At 70.5% G+C, this 17,528-nt stretch carries 19 protein-coding genes; 7 read left to right on the forward strand and 12 right to left on the reverse strand.

All coding sequences use genetic code 11. From position 1 onward, the window contains the following. The first annotated feature begins 39 nt into the window (after nucleotides 1-39). Nucleotides 40-492: an FKBP-type peptidyl-prolyl cis-trans isomerase gene (locus AC3ANK_RS09915; protein ID WP_484171050.1), complete on the forward strand. Its 453-nt coding sequence runs from the start codon at nucleotides 40-42 to the stop codon at nucleotides 490-492. 10 nt (nucleotides 493-502) lie between these two features. Here AC3ANK_RS09915 and AC3ANK_RS09920 read toward each other — a convergent pair whose 3' ends face one another. After that, nucleotides 503-1,489, reverse strand: coding sequence for an LLM class flavin-dependent oxidoreductase (locus tag AC3ANK_RS09920; protein WP_206861584.1), 987 nt, complete (start codon nucleotides 1,487-1,489; stop codon nucleotides 503-505). Nucleotides 1,490-1,623: 134 nt separating this feature from the next. Next, nucleotides 1,624-2,079 carry a hypothetical protein gene (locus tag AC3ANK_RS09925; protein ID WP_206860654.1) on the reverse strand — a complete coding sequence of 152 codons (456 nt, stop codon included), beginning with the start codon at nucleotides 2,077-2,079 and terminating at the stop codon, nucleotides 1,624-1,626. A 106-nt stretch (nucleotides 2,080-2,185) separates the two neighbouring features. Between AC3ANK_RS09925 and chrA the strand changes: the two genes are divergently transcribed. Beyond that, nucleotides 2,186-3,379 carry a chromate efflux transporter gene (chrA, locus tag AC3ANK_RS09930; RefSeq protein WP_484171051.1) on the forward strand — a complete coding sequence of 398 codons (1,194 nt, stop codon included), beginning with the start codon at nucleotides 2,186-2,188 and terminating at the stop codon, nucleotides 3,377-3,379. 22 nt (nucleotides 3,380-3,401) lie between these two features. Here the strand turns inward: chrA and AC3ANK_RS09935 are convergent, their stop codons facing one another. After that, entirely contained in the window at nucleotides 3,402-5,003 is a 1,602-nt protein-coding gene (locus AC3ANK_RS09935; RefSeq protein WP_484171052.1) for a serine hydrolase, read from the reverse strand. A 280-nt stretch (nucleotides 5,004-5,283) separates the two neighbouring features. On the opposite strand from AC3ANK_RS09935, the gene AC3ANK_RS09940 reads away from it, so the two are divergent. Continuing rightward, nucleotides 5,284-6,534: a TIGR03862 family flavoprotein gene (locus AC3ANK_RS09940; protein WP_484171053.1), complete on the forward strand. Its 1,251-nt coding sequence runs from the start codon at nucleotides 5,284-5,286 to the stop codon at nucleotides 6,532-6,534. 171 nt (nucleotides 6,535-6,705) lie between these two features. Here the strand turns inward: AC3ANK_RS09940 and AC3ANK_RS09945 are convergent, their stop codons facing one another. The 6 genes from AC3ANK_RS09945 to soxR form a co-directional block, all read right to left on the reverse strand. Continuing rightward, nucleotides 6,706-7,374, reverse strand: coding sequence for a hypothetical protein (locus tag AC3ANK_RS09945; RefSeq protein ID WP_484171054.1), 669 nt, complete (start codon nucleotides 7,372-7,374; stop codon nucleotides 6,706-6,708). Nucleotides 7,375-7,426: 52 nt separating this feature from the next. Further along, on the reverse strand, nucleotides 7,427-8,167 hold the full coding sequence (locus tag AC3ANK_RS09950; protein WP_484171055.1) for a sulfurtransferase: 741 nt from the start codon (nucleotides 8,165-8,167) through the stop codon (nucleotides 7,427-7,429). 53 nt (nucleotides 8,168-8,220) lie between these two features. Then, the gene (locus AC3ANK_RS09955) at nucleotides 8,221-8,874 is read right to left on the reverse strand and encodes a DUF998 domain-containing protein (RefSeq protein ID WP_484171056.1); all 654 of its coding nucleotides are present in this window, start codon (nucleotides 8,872-8,874) and stop codon (nucleotides 8,221-8,223) included. After that, a complete protein-coding gene (locus AC3ANK_RS09960) occupies nucleotides 8,874-9,383 on the reverse strand; it encodes a DUF1993 domain-containing protein (protein ID WP_484171057.1) in 510 nt (169 codons plus the stop codon). Before AC3ANK_RS09960 ends, AC3ANK_RS09955 begins: the two co-directional genes overlap by 1 nt. Nucleotides 9,384-9,447: 64 nt before the next feature. Continuing rightward, nucleotides 9,448-10,641, reverse strand: coding sequence for a glycosyltransferase (locus AC3ANK_RS09965; protein WP_206860662.1), 1,194 nt, complete (start codon nucleotides 10,639-10,641; stop codon nucleotides 9,448-9,450). A 147-nt stretch (nucleotides 10,642-10,788) separates the two neighbouring features. After that, the gene (gene soxR, locus AC3ANK_RS09970) at nucleotides 10,789-11,244 is read right to left on the reverse strand and encodes a redox-sensitive transcriptional activator SoxR (RefSeq protein ID WP_484171058.1); all 456 of its coding nucleotides are present in this window, start codon (nucleotides 11,242-11,244) and stop codon (nucleotides 10,789-10,791) included. 62 nt (nucleotides 11,245-11,306) lie between these two features. On the opposite strand from soxR, the gene AC3ANK_RS09975 reads away from it, so the two are divergent. Together AC3ANK_RS09975 and AC3ANK_RS09980 are read left to right on the forward strand one after the other, a co-directional pair. Further along, nucleotides 11,307-12,302 (forward strand): NADP-dependent oxidoreductase, encoded by a 996-nt coding sequence (locus AC3ANK_RS09975; protein ID WP_484171059.1) that lies wholly within the window; start codon nucleotides 11,307-11,309, stop codon nucleotides 12,300-12,302. A gap of 35 nt (nucleotides 12,303-12,337) precedes the next feature. Then, the gene (locus AC3ANK_RS09980) at nucleotides 12,338-13,732 is read left to right on the forward strand and encodes an MFS transporter (RefSeq protein ID WP_206861585.1); all 1,395 of its coding nucleotides are present in this window, start codon (nucleotides 12,338-12,340) and stop codon (nucleotides 13,730-13,732) included. On the opposite strand, the gene AC3ANK_RS09985 is transcribed toward AC3ANK_RS09980, so the two are convergent. The 3 genes from AC3ANK_RS09985 to AC3ANK_RS09995 form a co-directional block, all read right to left on the reverse strand. Beyond that, nucleotides 13,729-13,938 carry a hypothetical protein gene (locus AC3ANK_RS09985; protein ID WP_206860665.1) on the reverse strand — a complete coding sequence of 70 codons (210 nt, stop codon included), beginning with the start codon at nucleotides 13,936-13,938 and terminating at the stop codon, nucleotides 13,729-13,731. The genes AC3ANK_RS09980 and AC3ANK_RS09985 overlap by 4 nt on opposite strands. Nucleotides 13,939-14,033: 95 nt before the next feature. After that, nucleotides 14,034-14,408, reverse strand: coding sequence for a DUF4019 domain-containing protein (locus AC3ANK_RS09990; RefSeq protein WP_206860666.1), 375 nt, complete (start codon nucleotides 14,406-14,408; stop codon nucleotides 14,034-14,036). A gap of 80 nt (nucleotides 14,409-14,488) precedes the next feature. Beyond that, nucleotides 14,489-15,418, reverse strand: coding sequence for an AraC family transcriptional regulator (locus AC3ANK_RS09995; RefSeq protein ID WP_242525099.1), 930 nt, complete (start codon nucleotides 15,416-15,418; stop codon nucleotides 14,489-14,491). Nucleotides 15,419-15,592: 174 nt separating this feature from the next. Here AC3ANK_RS09995 and AC3ANK_RS10000 point away from each other — a divergent pair, with 174 nt between their 5' ends. Both AC3ANK_RS10000 and AC3ANK_RS10005 read left to right on the forward strand, forming a co-directional pair. Next, complete coding sequence (locus AC3ANK_RS10000; protein ID WP_242525100.1) at nucleotides 15,593-16,591, forward strand: aldo/keto reductase; 999 nt, start codon at nucleotides 15,593-15,595, stop codon at nucleotides 16,589-16,591. Nucleotides 16,592-16,729: 138 nt separating this feature from the next. Next, a complete protein-coding gene (locus tag AC3ANK_RS10005) occupies nucleotides 16,730-17,488 on the forward strand; it encodes an SDR family oxidoreductase (RefSeq protein ID WP_484171060.1) in 759 nt (252 codons plus the stop codon). The last annotated feature ends 40 nt before the right edge of the window (nucleotides 17,489-17,528 follow it).

A 17,528-nucleotide genomic window follows, 5' to 3' on the forward strand; every position in this document is an offset into this window, starting at 1 on the left:
ACACATGACGGACGCGCGCGACTCCCCTACCCTGCGCGCATGACGACCTTCCAGCGCATCCGCAACACCGTCGCCGCGCTCGCCGCGTCGACCCTGCTCGCCGCCTGCGCCGATCCCGGCCCGCCGCCGGGCGGCGTGGTTCCGAAGTTCGAAATCGTCGACCAGCAGGTCGGCACCGGGGCGGAAGCGAAACCGGGAATGGACGTCACCGTCCACTACACCGGCTGGAATTACGACAAGCGCAAGCCCGACGGACGCGGCGAGAAGTTCGACAGCTCCCGCGACCGCAGCGAGCCCTTCACCTTCCTGCTCGGCGCCGGCCGCGTCATCCGCGGCTGGGACGAAGGCGTGGCCGGCATGCGCGTGGGCGGCAAGCGCGTGCTGATGATTCCGGCCGAATACGGCTACGGCCGCAAGGGCGCGGGCGGTGTGATTCCGCCCAATGGCTCGCTGGTGTTCGAAGTGGAACTGCTCCAGGTGCGCCCGCACTGAGCGCGGCGCGTCACGCCAGCGAGCGGCACGCCTGCGCGGCGATCTCGAACGAGCGCACGCGCGCGGCGTGGTCGAACACGTTCGCGGTGATCAGCAGTTCGTCGGGCTTGTGGCGTTCGACGAAGGCATCGATGCCCTCGCGCACCGCCGCCTCGTCGCCGACCACCGAACACGCCAGCGCCTGCTCCACGCCGCTTTTCTCCAGCGGCGTCCAGTAGGCTTCGATGTCGTCGATCGGCGCCGGGATCAATCCCGGACGGCCGCGACGCAGATTGACGAACGCCTGCTGCAGGGTGGTGAACAGACGCCGCGCCTGCGCGCCGCTTTCCGCGGCGACGACGTTGAGCGCCAGCATCGTGTGCGGCTGCTGCAATCGCTTGGACGGCTTGAACTCGCGGCGGTACATCGTGAGCGCGTGCTCCATCGCATCGGGCGCGAAGTGCGACGCGAACGCGAACGGCAGTCCGAGTTGTGCGGCCAGCCGCGCCGAGAACAGGCTGGACCCCAACAGCCACACCGGCACGTCGAGCCCCGCGCCGGGGACCGCGCGCACGGCCTGGCCGGGTTGCACCGGTTCGAAGTAATGCAGCAGTTCCACCACGTCCTGCGCGAACATGTCGGCCGCTTCGAAATAACGTCGCAGCGCGTGCGCGGTGGCGTGGTCGGTGCCGGGCGCGCGACCCAGGCCCAGGTCGATGCGCCCCGGATACAGCGACGCCAGCGTGCCGAACTGCTCGGCCACCTGCAGCGGCGCATGGTTGGGCAGCATGATGCCGCCGGCGCCGACGCGGATCGTCTTCGTGCCGCAGGCGACGTGGCTGATCAGCACCGACGTGGCCGCGCTCGCGATGCCGGGCATGTTGTGGTGCTCGGCCAGCCAGTAACGGTGGAAGCCCAGGCGTTCGGCATGACGCGCCAGATCGAGGGTGTTGGCGAAGGCCTGCGCGGCGTCGCCGCCTTCGGTGATCGGGGCCAGGTCGAGTACGGAAACCCTCATTGAAGCTTGGAACATCAGGCGCTCCTTGGCGGTGAGCCTTCGTTCTGGGGACGGACGCCCGCCGGTTCCAGCCGTCCGGCGTTCCATCACGAGACCTTCAGCATTGCACGGGGCGGTGCACCGGCGCGTGAGTCCTACCAGAGGTCGAACACGACGCCCTCACGCTCGTTGTCCCAGACGGTGCTGAAGACCCACCAGCGGCCGTGCTCGAAACACAGCTGGATGCTGTTGGCGCCGCGCTTGATCACCGGTGAATCCGGCGCTTCGCGCGCCTCGTAGCGGCTCCACACGTGCGCGACCTGGCCGAAGCGCTCCACGCGCTGGTCGATCTCAACTTCGTAGAAGCCGTTCGCGGCGAAGTACGGCGCGACGTCGTCGATGTAGTCCTCCACGTCGAACACCACCGCGCGCGTGCCGCCGTCCGCTTCGACGACCGTGCGCAGGCTGCGCGCCCGCGGATGCTGGAGGAAGCGGAAGCGCGCCCAGTCGCGCGGCGCGCCGGCCGGGCCGGAGATGCATTCGTAGATCGCGCGGACGATCGTCGGGATGTCCTGCGTGTCCTGCCACCACTGCGGGTTCGTCGCCTGCATGGCCCTGCTCCTTCGTCTGCGGTGCGCATGATGGTGGCGCCGGTGTCGACGAAGTGGAAGGTCCACGCGGCATACTCCGACGGTGCCTTCCACCGGACCCCGAACCATGGAGACGTCGCCTGCCCTGGAGGTGTTCCGGGTGTTCCTGCGGCTGGGCCTGACCTCGTTCGGCGGGCCGATCGCGCACCTGGGCTATTTCCGCGAGGAATTCGTCGCCCGTCGCGGCTGGCTGGACGATGCCCGCTATGCGCAGCTGCTGGCGATCTGCCAGTTCCTGCCCGGCCCGGCGAGCAGCCAGATGGGGTTCGCGATCGGCCTGCTGCGCGCGGGCTGGCGCGGGGCGCTGGCGGCGTTCGCGGGTTTCACCCTGCCTTCGGCGTTGCTGATGTTCGGCTTCGCGTCGGTGTCGGCGCGACTGGATCGCGGGCCCGGCGCCGCGCTGGTGCACGGGTTGAAGCTGGTCGCGGTGGCGGTGGTGGCGCACGGCCTGCTCGGCATGGCGCGGCAGATGACGCCCGACCTGCGGCGCGCGGCGATCGCCGCGATCGCCTGCCTGTGCGTGCTGTGGCTGGGGACGGCCTGGTCGCAGCTGGCGGCGATCGCGCTGGGCGCCGTGCTCGGCGCGATGCTGTGCGCGCGGACCGTGGCCTCGCCGGCATCGCCGGACACATTGCCGGTCCGGTACGGGCACGGCGTCGCGCTGGCGTGGCTGGGGGTGTTCGCCTGCCTGTTGGCCGCCGCGCTGGCGTGGCCGCCGCGCGAGCCCGGTGCCGGCGCGATGGCCGCCGCGTTCTACCGCGCCGGCGCGCTGGTGTTCGGCGGCGGCCATGTGGTGCTGCCGCTGCTGCAGGAATCGCTGGTCGATACCGGCTGGATCCCGTCCGGCACCTTCCTCGCCGGCTACGGCGCGGCGCAGGCCGTGCCCGGGCCGATGTTCTCGATCGCCGCCTACCTCGGCGCCGCGACGCCGACCGGCTGGCCCGCGCCGGCATCGGCGACGCTGGCGCTGATGGCGGTGTTCCTGCCGGGTTTCCTGCTGCTCGCCGCGACGCTGCCGTTCTGGCGGCGCGTGCAGGCGGTGCGCGGGGCGGCGCCGATGCTGGCGGGCGTGAACGCCGCCGTCGTCGGCCTGCTCGCGGCGGCGCTCTATGATCCGGTGTGGACGCAGGGCATCGCGACGTGGCGCGACGTCGCGATCGTGCTCGTCGCCTTCGCGATGCTGCTGCGCTGGCGCGCGGGCGCGCCGTGGGTGGTGGCGTGGTGCGTGGGCGCGTCGATGGCGCTGCACCTGCTGGGCTGATCGCGGCCCTCGCCCGGCCCCGTCAGGATTCGCTCTTCTCCTCGACCGGCATCAGGCGCAGGTCCTGGAAATCGAAGCTGAAATCCGTCAGCGGCGAGATCGCTTCCATCCGTCCTTCGCGCACCTTGCCATCGGCGTCGAGCGAGAAGGTCACGAACGCATCCGCGTTGAGCCAGCGCTCGTTCCAGCGCACCACGAAGGTGTCGTGCTGCCACGGTTCCATCCGGCCGACCAGGTCCGGCGTGCGCGAGAAACGCATCACCAGGCCGTCCTTGCCCTGCTCGACCACGATGTCGCCGTACCACGGATCGCGATACGTGCGCGCGTACGCCGACAACGGACGCGACGGCGGCGCATCGGCGGCGCGCGCCTCGACGTGCTTGCGCCAGTCCTCGGCGGCTTTGTCCTTCGACTTCGCCAGCGCGGCGGCGTAGGCGGCGGTCCAGTCGGTGCGCGGCGCATCGAGGTAGGCGTCGAGCGCGCGCATCGTCACCGCGTTGAACGCGCCGCCGACCTCGGCATTGGTCAGCACGATCACGCCCAGCTTCTGTTGCGGGACCAGCGTCACGCGCGAGACCATGCCCGGCCAGCCGCCGGTGTGCGAGACGAGCTTGCGACCGCGGTAATCCGACAGCTGCCAGCCTTCGCCGTAGCCGAGGAAATTCGGCTTCGCCGCTTCGAGTTCCGGCACGGCGGGCTTCGGAATCGCGATCGGCGTGATCACCGACCACATCTCGTCCTGGCGCTTCTGGCTGAACAACTGCTGCTGCGTGCCCTTCGCATCGGTGTACGTGCCGCCGGCGAGCTGCATGTTCATCCAGCGGCTCATGTCGTGCACGCTCGAATAGATCCCGCCGGCGCCGGACACGTTGTGCCACGACATGCGCGGCGCCGGTTGCAGGTCCTTGAAATCGGCCTTCGCGTGGCCGGTGGCGACGTTGTCGCGCGGACGCAGCGCATCGGAATTGAAACGCGTGTCGCGCATGCCCAGCGGCGCGAAGATGCGCTGCTGCAGGAACTGCGCGTAGCTCATGCCGCCGGCCTGCTCTATCACCAGCTGCGCCACGCCGTACAGGATGTTGTCGTAGGCGTACTGTCCACGGAAGCTGCCGGTGAGCGGCACGTCCTTCAGGCGGCGCGCGACGTCCTCCGTGGTGTAGTCCGTGCCCGGCCAGTACAGCAGGTCGCCGGCACCCAGCCCCAGACCGCTGCGGTGCGCGAGCAGGTCGCGCACGCGCATTTCCCGGGTGACGTAGGCGTCGGACATGCGGAACCACGGCAGGTGGTCGATCACGCGGTCGTCCAGGCTCAGCTTTCCGTCGTCGGCGAGGATCGACAGCGAGGCCGCGGTGAACGCCTTGGTGTTGGAGGCGATGGCGAACAGCGTCTTCGGATCGACCGGCGCCGGCTTGCCCATCTCACGCACGCCGAAGCCGCGTTCGAGCACGACCTGCCCGTCCTTCACGATCGCCACCGCGATGCCCGGGACGTCGAACTGCTTACGCACGCCCTCGACGTAGGCGTCGAAGTCCTGCAGTTGCGGCGGCAGTGCGGCGTCGTCGGCGTGCGCGGCGCCCGCCGCGAGGAGGAGCGTCAGGGCGGCGGGAACGGTGCGGCGATGCATGGGCGGAGCGGTTCCTGTGGTGGAGCGCTCGAAGATACCTGCTTTGCCGGGCCGGGGATTGCACTGAAGTTGCCGGAACCTGCCCGCCCTCAGGGCGTGGAAGCCCCTCTACCAGCGGCGACCGAAGGGAGTGCAGAGCTGAGGGGGAGTTGGAGTGAGGGGCAACGAAGCGACGGGAAACCAGACCTTCCTGCACACCGCGCTGCGGGTTTGGATGAATCGCAGCGCCCGGAAAACCCCACCGCCGCATAATGTCGCCCCCTCTCCACCCCACCCGCGCATGCCCACTCCCCCGCAGCTCCACACGCGCCTGGCCATCGTCGGCGGCGGCCCCGCCGGACTGATGGCCGCCGAGGTCGCGCGCGCGGCCGGCGTCGAGGTGGACCTGTTCGAGGCGAAGGGCTCGGTCGGGCGCAAGTTCCTGATCGCCGGCAAGGGCGGGCTCAACCTCACCCATGGCGAACCGCGCCCGGCGTTCGACCAGCGCTACGGCGCACGCGCACGCGAGGTCGGCGCCTGGCTCGACGATTTCGATGCGGACGCGCTGCGCGAATGGGCGCGCGGGTTCGGCATCGACACCTACATCGGCACGTCGGGCCGCGTCTTCCCGACCGATCGCAAGGCCGCGCCGCTGCTGCGCGGCTGGGTGCGGCGCCTGCGCGAGGACGGCGTGCGCTTCCACGTGCAGCACCGCTGGCTCGGATGGCGCGAGGACGGCGCGCTGCGTTTCGCGACGCCCGAGGGCGAGACGATCGTGAGCGCGGATGCGACGGTGCTGGCGCTCGGTGGCGGCAGCTGGCCGGAGCTCGGTTCCGATGGCGCGTGGGTGTCGGCCTTGCAATCGCGTGGAGTCGATGTCGCGCCGCTGCAGCCGTCGAACTGCGGCTTCGACATCGGCTGGAGCGAACACTTCGCCAGCCGTCACGCCGGTGCGCCGTTGAAGCCGGTGGTCGCGCATTGGCACGACGACGCGGGGACCGCGCACGAGCTGCAGGGCGAATGCGTGGTCACGCAGACCGGCATCGAGGGCAGCCTGGTCTATGCGCTTTCGGCGATGCTGCGCGATGCGATCGCGGCGCGCGGCGAGGTCACGCTGGAGCTGGATCTTGCGCCGGGTCGCGAACTGCATCGCCTGCGCGCCGATCTCGACAAGCCGCGCGGCGGCCGGAGCCTCACCGAACATCTGCGTCGGCATGCGGGCATCATCGGCGTGAAAGCCGCGCTGCTGTACGAGGTGCTGCCGAAGGACGCGATGCACGATATGCAACTGCTGTCGCGCACGATCAAGCGCCTGCCGCTGCGGCTGCTGCGCGCCCGGCCGATCGCCGAGGCGATCAGCAGCGCCGGCGGCGTGCGCCTGGAAGCGCTGGATGCCGACACGCTGATGCTGCGCACGATGCCCGGCGTGTTCTGCGCGGGCGAGATGCTCGACTGGGAAGCGCCGACCGGCGGGTATCTGCTGACGGCGTGTTATGCGAGTGGGGTTCGGGCGGGGCGTGGGGCGGTGGCTTGGTTGGCGGGGCGCGGCTGAGCAGGTAACAGCGCCGACGAACGCAGAGGCGACCTTGAGCGCATTGCGTGGGGATCGGCCGCATCACCGCATCGCGCGCCCCGATCCTCACCCCCCCCTCTCAGCTCTGCACTCCCTTCGGTCGCTGGAGGGAGAGGGGCTCAAGCATCCGCATCCCGACAAGCACACCCCTCAGCGATTGGCGACCTTCTTCCCCTCGCCCTCGCCGCCGCCGGCAATCGGGAAATACTGCGTGCTCGCACACAATTCGACGCCATTGGCGGTCGCGGCCGGAAGGTCCGTGCCCTTCAGGCCGATGAGCTTGAGCGTCTCGCCGGTGGTGTCCTCCACCTTCGCCAGCGCGATGAAGCCGGTGCGGTTGCCGCCGCACAGCGCGTTCGCAGGCGACTGCGTGGGCGGGGTTTCCTCCAGCACGCGGCGCAGTTCGATCGGCTGCGAGGCGTCGACGATCATCGCCTGCGCATACGTGCTGCCCGGCGAATACTGATCGCCGCCGGTCACCAGGGCGACGCGCTCGGTGGTGAAGCTGGCGCCGTTCTCGCCCTTGATCACGGTGTCTTCCAGCGACAGCTTGCCGGTGACCGCCGTCGCAACCGGGTTGCCCGGGTCGAACTCGCCCAGTGCGACCGGCTTGATCATCGGCGGCGCGGCGCGTTCGACCGGCTTGGCGTTGACGTCCGGTTGCGGGTTGGCGGCCGGCGCCGGTGCGGTGATCGCCTCCGGCGGCGCGGTGTTCACCGGCTGGCTGGGCTCGCACGCCGACAGGCCCGCCACCAGCAGTACCGCCGCCATGCGCGGGGCCGTCCACGTCACGCCGGAATTCGTCATCGCCTTGCTCACAGATCGGGGCTCCTTGCGGCTCGTGGATCCGGTGGGGGATTCCGTGCCGCGATCAGGCGGCGTCGTCCACGAGCGGTTGCAGTTGTGGGTCGAGCGCGACGCGCCCGTCGAACACGAAACAGCGGCCATCGTAATGGCGACCGCCAACCTGCTCAAAGTACCCCAGGATGCCGCCATCGAGCTGCAGCACGTTGTGCATTCCCTCCGCGTGCATCCACAGCGCGGCCTTCTCGCAACGGATGCCGCCGGTGCAGAAGCTCACCACGGTGGACCGACTCAACGCTTCGCGGTGCGGCTCCAGCGCCTCGGGCAGGTCGGTGAAATTGTCGATGGGCAGGGTCAACGCGCCCGTGAAGGTTCCGTAGCCGAACTCCTCGCGATTGCGCGTGTCCAGCATCACCACCGGCCGACCTTCGTCGTCGCTGCCGCGATCGAGCCAGCGCGCCAGGGTCTGCGGATCCACCATCGGCGCGCGGCCATCGGACAACGGCGAGGCGTTGTCGCGACGGAAGCTGATGATCTCCGGCTTCACCTTGGTCTTCAGCCGGCCGAACGGCTGGCCCCGGCTGTGGCTGAATTTGACCAGCAGGTCGGCGAAACGCGCGTCTTCGCGCAGGGCATCGAGGAAGCCGTGGATCGCCTCGTCGCGTCCTGCCAGGAACAGGTTGATGCCCTCGCCCGCCACCAGGATCGTGCCGCGCAGGCCGGCGGCGTCGGCGCGCTCGTGCAGGGTCTCCGCCAGTTCGGCGGGACGGTCGATGGAAACGAAGTGGTAGGCGGCGATGTTGAGCATCCGCCTATTGTAAGGTGCGCGCGGTACTTGAAGTTCGCTCCGCAAGTGCTTGATCAGTATGGCTCGTTGACGGGCGTGCGCCGCAGCCAGTGCGCGGCCAGCACCAGCCACGCGACGATCGCGGCGATCACCGCCTTCTGGCTCAGCCCGCGCGGCAGGTCGCGCCAGAGCGCATGCAGCCACAGCGCGACGAAGCAGAACACCGCCAGTCCGAAGGCCAGCGCGAAGTGCCGCCGCCAGCGCGGATCGCGGCGCAGGGCCCAGCTCTGCACCAGCATCCCGACCGTGGTACCGAGGAACGCCAGCGGGGCGGAGATCGCATGGATCTTCGCGGCCATCGTCAGTGCCGCCGCGCCGCCCCGGTCGGTCTCGGCCCATGCCGTGACGGCCACGCCGATGGCGCCGACGAGGAACAGGCACAACGCCGCGCGACTGCGGCCCGCGCGCGTGGCGGCACCGTAGTAGCCGGCGCCGATCAGGCCCAGGCTCAGCGCGAGACCCAGGTACGCCAGTTGCAGCCATAGCCCGGACGGGCCCAGCAGGTAAAAACTCAAGGTGGCGCGCACGAAGTCCAGGTCCGTGCGCAGGAACTGGACGGCGGTGGCGACCGTCGCGAAGACGATCACCCCGGCCAGCGCCCAGGTTCCGACCGCGCGCGTGCGTTGCGCGGTCAGGCGCGACTCCACGACGGCCGGAACCTCGGACATCAGCGCGCTCCCATGTAGTCCAGCTTGCCGACCGGAACGCCGTTGTGGCGCAGCAGCGCATAGGCGGTGGTCACGTGGAAGAAGAACTGCGGCAGCCCGTACTGCAGCAGGTAGCCGCGGCCGTCGAAGCGGCGCTCCTTCGGCGTGCCGGGACGCAGGACGATCTCGCGCTCGCCGGCGCCTTCGAACAGCAGCGCATCGAGGCCTTCGACGAACGCCAGCGTCGTCGCGATGCGCTGGCGCAGCTCCTCGAAGGTGCGCTCCTCGTCGGGCATCGCCGGCACTTCGACGTCGGCCAGTCGTGCGCTGACGCTCTTGGCGAAATCGCAGGCGATCTGCACCTGCCGCACGAGCGGGAACATGTCGGGGAACAGGCGCGCGTGCAGCAGCACCTCGGGGTCGTATCCCTGCGCCTTCGCGTGCGCCTCGGCCTTGGCCAGCAGGCCTTCGAGCGCGCCGAGCATGTGACGGAACACGGGCACGCTGGTTTCGTGCAGGGACAGGGACATGCGTTTCTTCCGGGGTTGGGGATGCGGCGATGGTACACGGGCGGACATCCCGTCCGTCACGCCCTCAGCCCGGCGCGAGCGCGTCGCGTTCCCGCGCCAGCGATTCGTACAGCGCTTCGATCTGGCGCGTCAGCGTCTGCGAACTCCAACGCCGCGCGTCGTTGGGACCGGCCGCCGACAACCGCGCGCGCAATTCGGGCGAACGCAGCAGCTGCGCGACCTGCGCGGCGAAGGCGTCCACGTCCTCCGGTGCGATCAGCGCGCTTTGCGTGTCGCGCAGCACCATCGCCGTCCCCATCACCGCGGTGGAGACGATCGGCACGCCCAGCGCCATCGCCTCGATCAGCACCAGCCCCTGCGTTTCGGTCGGTGAGGCGAACACGAACGCGTCGCCTGCCCGGTACGCATCCAGCAGCGTGGTCCGCCGATCGAGGTTGCCGAAGAAGCGCACGTTCGCCCCGATGCCGAGCTCGCCGGCGAGCTTGCGCAGCCGCGCTTCGTCCGGGCCTTCGCCGGCGATGAGGAACACCAGTTCCGGGAATTCCGTCGTGAGCCCGCGCACCACGCGCAGCAGGAAGGCGATGTTCTTCTCCAGCGACAGCCGGCTGACGGTGACCAGCGCCGGGCGGTCCGGCGCGACGCCGTGCGCTTCGCGGAAACGCGCGCCGTCGCCGCCCTGGAATTCGGAAAGATCGATGCCGGTCGGCAGCACGGTGTGCGGCGTGGCGATGCCGTAGCGGCGCAGCACGTCGACCATCTGCCCGCTGGGCACGATCAGGTGGTCCACGCCACGGCACAGCATCCGCGACGCGGTGCGCGCGACGAAGCGGCCCAGCGCGGTCGGCAGCCATGGCAGGTAATGACCGACGTATTCCTCGAAGTAGGTGTGGTAGGTCTCCACCGTCGGCACGCCGAGTTCGCGCGCGAGCTGCACGCCCATCGAATGCGCGCGGAACGGCGTGTGGATGTGGATGACGTCCCACTCGCGGCCGGCGAGCTGCCGTCGCAATCGGCGCGCGGCGCCGGCGCGCATCAGGCGGTCCTCGGGATCGAAGAAGATCACCCGTGCCGGCACGCGGATCACCTCGAACTCGCCCTGCCCGTCGTGCGGGTCCTGGCCGCTGCCTTCGCCGTAGTCCGGCGCGACGATGGTGACCGCGTGGCCCATCCGCGCCAGCGAACGGGCGAAGGTGCGGATCGAGGTCGAGACCCCGTTCACCCGGGGGAAATACACGTCCGACAGCATCAGCAGGTTCATCGCGTGCACCCGTCCCGGCGCGTGGGCCGGTTTGGGGGATTGCAGCGAAGGTTTGTTACAGGAACGTCACAGGGCCAGGAACGAGTGGGAGGAACGGGAAACGAGTGAAAGCAGGCGCTCACCCTCTCTCGTTTCTCGTATCTCGCCCTAGGGTCCTTCCGCGTCGCCGTCCTCCCAGCGCCGCGCCCCCGCTCCCTGCTCGCCCAGCACATCGCGGGGATTCGCCAGGCGGCAGCGGTCCAGCGACAGGCAGCCGCAGCCGATGCAATCGTCGAGCGTGTCGCGCATGCGGATCAGCTCGCGGATGCGGGCGTCCAGTTCCTCACGCCATGCGCTGGACAGGCGCGACCAGTCGCGGCGCGTGGGCGTGCGCGCTTCGGGCAGGCTCGCCAGTGCGTCGCGGATCGTCGCCAGCGGCATGCCCACGCGCTGGCCCGCGCGGATGATCGCGATCCGCCGCAGCATGTCGCGCCCGTATCGGCGCTGGTTGCCGGCCGTGCGCTGGCTGTGGATCAGGCCCTTGGCCTCGTAGAAATGCAGCGTCGAAACGGCGACGCCGCTGCGCTGGGCGACGTCGCCGACGGTGAGTTCCTCGCAGCGCATGGCTTGACCTCAACTTAACTTGAGGTTCTATCCTCACGCCCGTCTTCCTTCCGAGTCAATCCATGGATACCCGCAACGCGCGCGACGGTTACGTCGCCCGGTCGGCGCCCGTGTCGACGATGCAGGCGGTGGTGTTCGACGAATACGGCCCACCCGACGTCCTGCGCCTGGGCGAACGCCCGCTGCCCTCGCCCGGTCCCGGCGAAATCCGCGTGCGCGTGCGCGCGGCCGGCGTGCAGCCGGCCGATTGCGCCACGCGCAGCGGCTGGTTCGCGCAGCGCGGCATCGGCGTCGCGCCGTTCCCGCGCCAGCTCGGCAACGAATTCGCCGGCGTGGTCGATGCGGTCGGCGACGGCGTCGTGTCGCTGATCGCCGGCGACGAAGTGCTTGGCTGGACCAGCGCGAACGCGTACGCCGAAGCCGTCGTCGTCTCCGTCGAACAGGTCGTGCTGAAGCCGGTGATGATGTCGTGGGCCGTGGCCGGCGCGTTGTCGGCGTCGGGTCAGACCGCGCACACGGCGGTGCAGGCGCTGGCGATCCGCGCCGGCGATACCGTGCTGGTGCACGGCGCCGCGGGCGGCGTCGGCACCATCGCGGTGCAACTGGCGCGATTGCGCGGCGCGCGCGTGATCGGCACCGCCAGCCGCGAGAACCACGACTACCTGCGCTCGCTCGGCGCCGAGCCCGTGCTGTACGGCGCGGGCCTGGCCGAACGCGTGCGTGCGCTCGCGCCGGAAGGCGTGCATGCCGCGCTGGACGGCAGCGGGCGCGGCGCGCTGGATGCCTCGATCGAACTGGGCATCGAACCTTCGCGCATCGGCACGCTGGTGGACTTCGAGGACGTGCAGCGCCTGGGCGTGCAGGCGATCCGCAGCCAGCGCAGCCGGGAACGCCTGCAATCGCTGGTCGAACTGCACGACGCCGGGCGCCTGCGCGTGCACGTGCGCGACATCTATCCCCTCGCCTACGCGGCGGTGGCGCATCGCGACGTGGAAAACGGCCACGGTCGTGGCAAGGTCGTGCTGATGGTCTACGAGGAAAAGGGATTCGCACTGTGACGGAAGGACGCCAGGACGACGCCGCGCCGACGCCGCTGACCGATGCCGCATCGATCGAAGACGCGCCGCCGCCCGCACCGGCGCCGGTAAGCCTCTTCGCCCGGCCGTATCGCGCCACGACCATCGGCGCGGTCGTGCTGGTCGCGCTGTACGCGTTCGAGGCGCTCGCGGTCGCCACCGCGATGCCGACCGTCGCGCAGGCGCTGGACGGCCTGCCGCTGTATGCGCTGGCCTTCGGCGGCACGCTCGCGTCCTCGGTCGTGGGCATGGTCGCGTGCGGACGCTGGGCCGACCGGCGCGGGCCGGCGCCGCCGCTGCGGCACGGCATCGTGTGGTTCTCGCTGGGACTGCTGATCGCGGGCCTGGCGCCGTCCATGGCGGTGCTGCTGCTCGGCCGCATCGTGCAGGGATTCGGCGGCGGGCTGATGTCGGTGGCGCTGTACGTGGCGGTCGGACGCGTGTATCCACCGTCGATGCATCCGCGCATCTTCGCGTCGTTCGCCGCCGCGTGGGTCGTGCCCGCGGTGGTCGGGCCGACCATCGCCGGCGCACTGGTCGAACACCTCGGCTGGCGCTGGGCGTTCCTGTCGGTGCCGTTGCTGGCGGTGGCCGCCGCCGCGTGCGTGCTGCCCGCGCTGCGCGGGCTGGGCGCCGCGGACGGCACGGCGCACGAGGACGACGGCCTGCCGCCGCATCGTCTCGCATGGGCGGTCGGCGCGGCGCTGAGCGCGCTCGCGCTGCACTACGCCGGCCAGCTGCATCACGGTGGCGGCGTGGCGATGCTGGCGATCGCCGCGATCGGGCTGCTGGTCTGCGCGTGGCACCTGTTGCCGCGCGGCACGCTGCGTGCGGCGCGCGGTTTGCCGACGGTGGTGATGATGCGCGGCATCGCATCGGGCGCGTTCTTCGGCACCGAAGTGTTCATCCCGCTGCTGCTCTCGCGCGAACGCGGCCTCTCGCCAACGATGGCCGGCGCGGCGCTCACGCTCGGCGCGCTCGGCTGGTCGTTCGGCTCGTGGTATCGCAGCCGGCCGTCGCAGCCGTTCACGCCGCCTCGGCTGTTGCGCATCGGCATGTCGATGATCGCGCTCGGCATCGCGGGCGTGGCCTGCGCGGTATCGCCCTCGGTGCCGGTGGCGGTGGGCATCGTCGGCTGGATCGCCGCCGGCCTCGGCATGGGCGCGCTGTTCCCGACGCTGTCGGTGCTCACGCTGGAACTCTCGCCGCCGAACCGCCAGGGCGTGAACTCCTCCGCGCTGCACCTGTGCGATGCGCTGTCCACCGCGACGGTGCTGGCGATCGGTGGTTCGGTGTTCGCCGCGCTGCTCACGCGTGCGCCGTCGATGGCGTACCTCGCCGGCTTCGCGATTTCCGCGGCGATCGCGCTGCTCGGCGCGGTGCTGGCCTCGCGCGTGCGGCCGGAGGACTAGTCCTGCTCCGCGGCGCGCGCCCAGCGCCAGCCGGCGACGACGCCCGCGATCGCCACGACGACCGCCACCGTGGTGCCCACGGCGTTCTGCGGGCCGTAGTCGACGATCAGCCACGCGGCGATCGCGGTGAGCGCGAGCGCGACCGCCATGCGCCAGCTCTGCACGACCTGCCCCGCGAATTCCAGCAATTCCACGATCAACGACATCGCTGCGCCCCTGCCGCATGCGCGGCGCCGAATTCCCCGGCGACAGGTTAGCGGCGCGCGCAGCGCGTCGCCAGGACCTGGTTGGCAGGAATGGATCAGGCCGCTGCCGCTTCAGCGGGAAGGACGGCGTATCCGGCCAGGCGCCAGATGCCGTCGGCTTCCTGCTCCAGCGTGACCATTTCCTCGCCGGCCCATGCGGCGAACGCGGACTCGAACGTCAGGCGCAGGTACTGCGGTGCCGCGGGGTCGCGACGCGCGCCCACCCAGTGGCGCGACACCAGCGCGCCCTGCCCTTCGCGGAACGGGCCGATGGCGTCGGCGACTTCCTGCGGCGGGACCAGCCGGCGCGCGCTCTCGGAGGCGCGTTCCCAGATGTCGAGCATCCGGCCCTGGTCGATTTCTTCAAGCAGGCGGAACGCGGCCCTGACCAGGGCCGCCACGTGGGGAACGGCATCGTGGGAAATGTTCATGCCGTGCATGGTTCCCGACGTGCCGACTTTGCTCCATCGGAGCAATCCTATTTGCGCAACCGGCCGGCGCCGGGCCTCGGTCAGGCGATCGGGGCGCGCATCGCCATCACCTCGCGTCGCGGCGGCGCACCGAACAGGCGGCGGTATTCGCGGCTGAACTGCGACGGGCTTTCGTAACCGACGCGATGGCTCGCGGCGGCGGCTTCCATGCCGTCGACCAGCATCAGACGCCGCGCTTCCTGCAGGCGCAGCTGCTTCTGGTACTGCAGCGGCGTCATCGCGGTGGCGGCCTTGAAGCGCTCGTGCAGCGAGGACGCGCTCATGTGCGCGGCGGCGGCGAGCTGCTCGATGCGCAGCGGCTCCTGGTAGCGCTGCTTGATCAGGTCGATGGCGCGTGCGACGCGCTGCGACGGACCTTCGACGTCGCACAGTTCGCGCAGGCGGTCGCCGAGTTCGCCGGTGAGCACGCGGTAATGGATCTCGCGCATCGCCAGCGGGGCGAGCACCGCGGCTTCGTCCGGCGTGTCGAGCAGGCGCACCAGGCGCAGCACGGCGTCGAGCAGCGTGGGGCTGGTCCGCCCGACGAACAACGCGCGCCCGGCGCGCTGCGACGTGCGGCCGGCCGGAATCTGCCGCAGCAGTTCGTTGACCAGCGCGGTGTCGATGTCGATGCGCAGGCACAGGTACGGCGCCTGCGGCGTGGCTTCGAGGATCTGCCCGGTGATCGGCAGCGACATCGACACGACCAGGTAATTGAGCGCGTCGTAGTGGAAGACCTCCTCGCCCAGCAACGCCCGCTTGCTGCCCTGCACCACCACGCACAGGCTGGGGTGGTAGACGCTGGGCAGCGGCTGCGAGGGCTCGCTGGCGCGGATCAGGCCCAGGCCGGGGACGGCGGAATCGTGCAGGCCGTCGCCGGGGATGTTTCGGGCAATCCGGTCGGCGAGCTCGGCCTGCTGGGCCTCCATTCCGTGGGGCGCGGCGATGACGTTGGAAGCATTCGCGTTCATGGGTTTCCGCCTTGCGATGGCACGGGGCGATTATGCGCCGCCGGTGGCGCCCGCCAAGGACGTGGCGCGCATCGCCGGAGGATCGGGCAAGGATCGCAGAGCATCGTGCTAACGCCGCCGCGGGGGCCGGGCGCAGCATGTGTCCACGTTCCCACGCCACGCAGGAGACCCCGCATGAACGTTCCCTTCCCCCGTCGCACGCTGGGCCGCCAGGGCCTGGTCGTATCCGCCATCGGCCTGGGCTGCATGGGCATGTCGGATTTCTACGGCCCCAGCGACGAGGCCGACAACCTCGCCGTGCTGAACCACGCGTTGGACATCGGCGTGAATTTCCTCGACACCGCCGACATGTACGGCGTGGGGCGCAACGAGGAGCTGCTCGCCAAGGTGCTGCGCACGCGCCGCGACGAGGTCGTGCTCGCGACCAAGTTCGGCAACGTGCGCGCGCCGAACGGCGATTTCCTCGGCATCGACGGTTCGCCCGAATACGTCGCCGCCGCCTGCGACGCCAGCCTGAAGCGCCTGGGCGTGGACCACATCGACCTGTACTACCAGCACCGCGTCGATCCGAAGGTGCCGATCGAGGAGACCGTCGGCGCGATGGCCCGCCTGGTCGAAGCCGGCAAGGTGCGTCACCTCGGCCTGTCGGAAGCGTCCGGCGCGACCGTGCGCCGCGCCGCCGCCGTGCATCCCGTCGCCGCGTTGCAGAGCGAGTACTCGCTGTGGACGCGCGATGTCGAGAACGACGCGCTGCTCGCCTGCCGCGAACTGGGCATCGGTTTCGTCGCCTACAGCCCGCTGGGCCGCGGCTTCCTCACCGGTGCGATCCAGAACGCCAGCGAGCTGTCCGACAGCGACTGGCGTCGCCAGAACCCGCGTTTCCAGGACGGCAACATCGACCAGAACCAGCGCCTGGTGCAGGCCGTGACCGAACTCGCCCGCGAACGCGACTGCACGCCCGCGCAGCTGGCGCTGGCGTGGCTGCTGCATCGCGGTCCGGACATCGTGCCGATCCCGGGCACGCGCCGGATCCCGCGACTCGACGAAAACGCCGGTGCCGCGCGCATCGATCTGACGCTCGCCGAACAGCGTCGGCTGGACGAAGTCCTCGCCACGCACGAAGTGGCCGGCACGCGGTATCCGGCGGCGCACATGTCGTCCGTCAATGCCTGACTGAGAAGTGAGGTCGGGGAGTGAGGAGTGGGCGAACGCGCTCCTCCTCCCGCCTCACGCTCTTCTTTCCCACCTGCCCCCGCGCGGCCGCACGCCGGCCGCCGACGGGCGACTGCATCCCGAACACGGAGAAACCCCATGTCCAAGCAGGATTCGCTTTCCCTCGACATCGCCGGCAAGGTCGTCGCGATCACCGGCGCCAGCAGCGGCATCGGCGAAGCCACCGCGCTCCGGCTCGCGCAGCACGGCGCGATCCTCGCGCTCGGCGCGCGTCGCACCGACCGGCTCGACGCCATCGCCGCACGCATCCGCGACCACGGCGGCGAGGTGCTCGTGCACGCGCTCGACGTGACCCGGCGCGACCAGGTCGAAGGCTTCATCCAGGCGACGATCGCGCGCTTCGGCCGCGTCGACGTGCTGGTCAACAACGCTGGCGTGATGCCGCTCTCGCGCATGGCCGATCTCAAGATCGACGAATGGGACCGCATGGTCGACGTCAACGTGAAGGGCGTGCTGTACGGCATCGGCGCGGTGCTGCCGTCGATGAACGAGCGCGGCGCGGGGCAGATCGTCAACGTGTCGTCCGTCGCCGGGCGCCATGTGTTCGCGACCGCCGCCGTCTACTGCGCGACGAAGTTCGCCGTGCACGCGTTGTCGGAAGGACTGCGCCAGGAATCGCCGTTCCTGCGCGTGACCACCATCGCGCCGGGCGCGGTGGAATCGGAGCTCACCGGCACGATTTCCGATCCGGCGATGAAGCGCGAGGTGGACGAGGTCTTCCGCAAGGAGCTGCTGCCGGCCGATGCCATCGCGAGCGCGATCGCCTTCGCGATCGGCCAGCCGGCCGACGTCGACGTCAACGAACTGGTGGTCCGCCCGACGGCGCAGCCGTACTGAGGCATACGCCGCCCCTCTCCCGTGCGCGGGAGGGGGGCGC

The sequence above is a fragment of the Lysobacter sp. SCRH-1R genome, assembly GCF_057747855.1.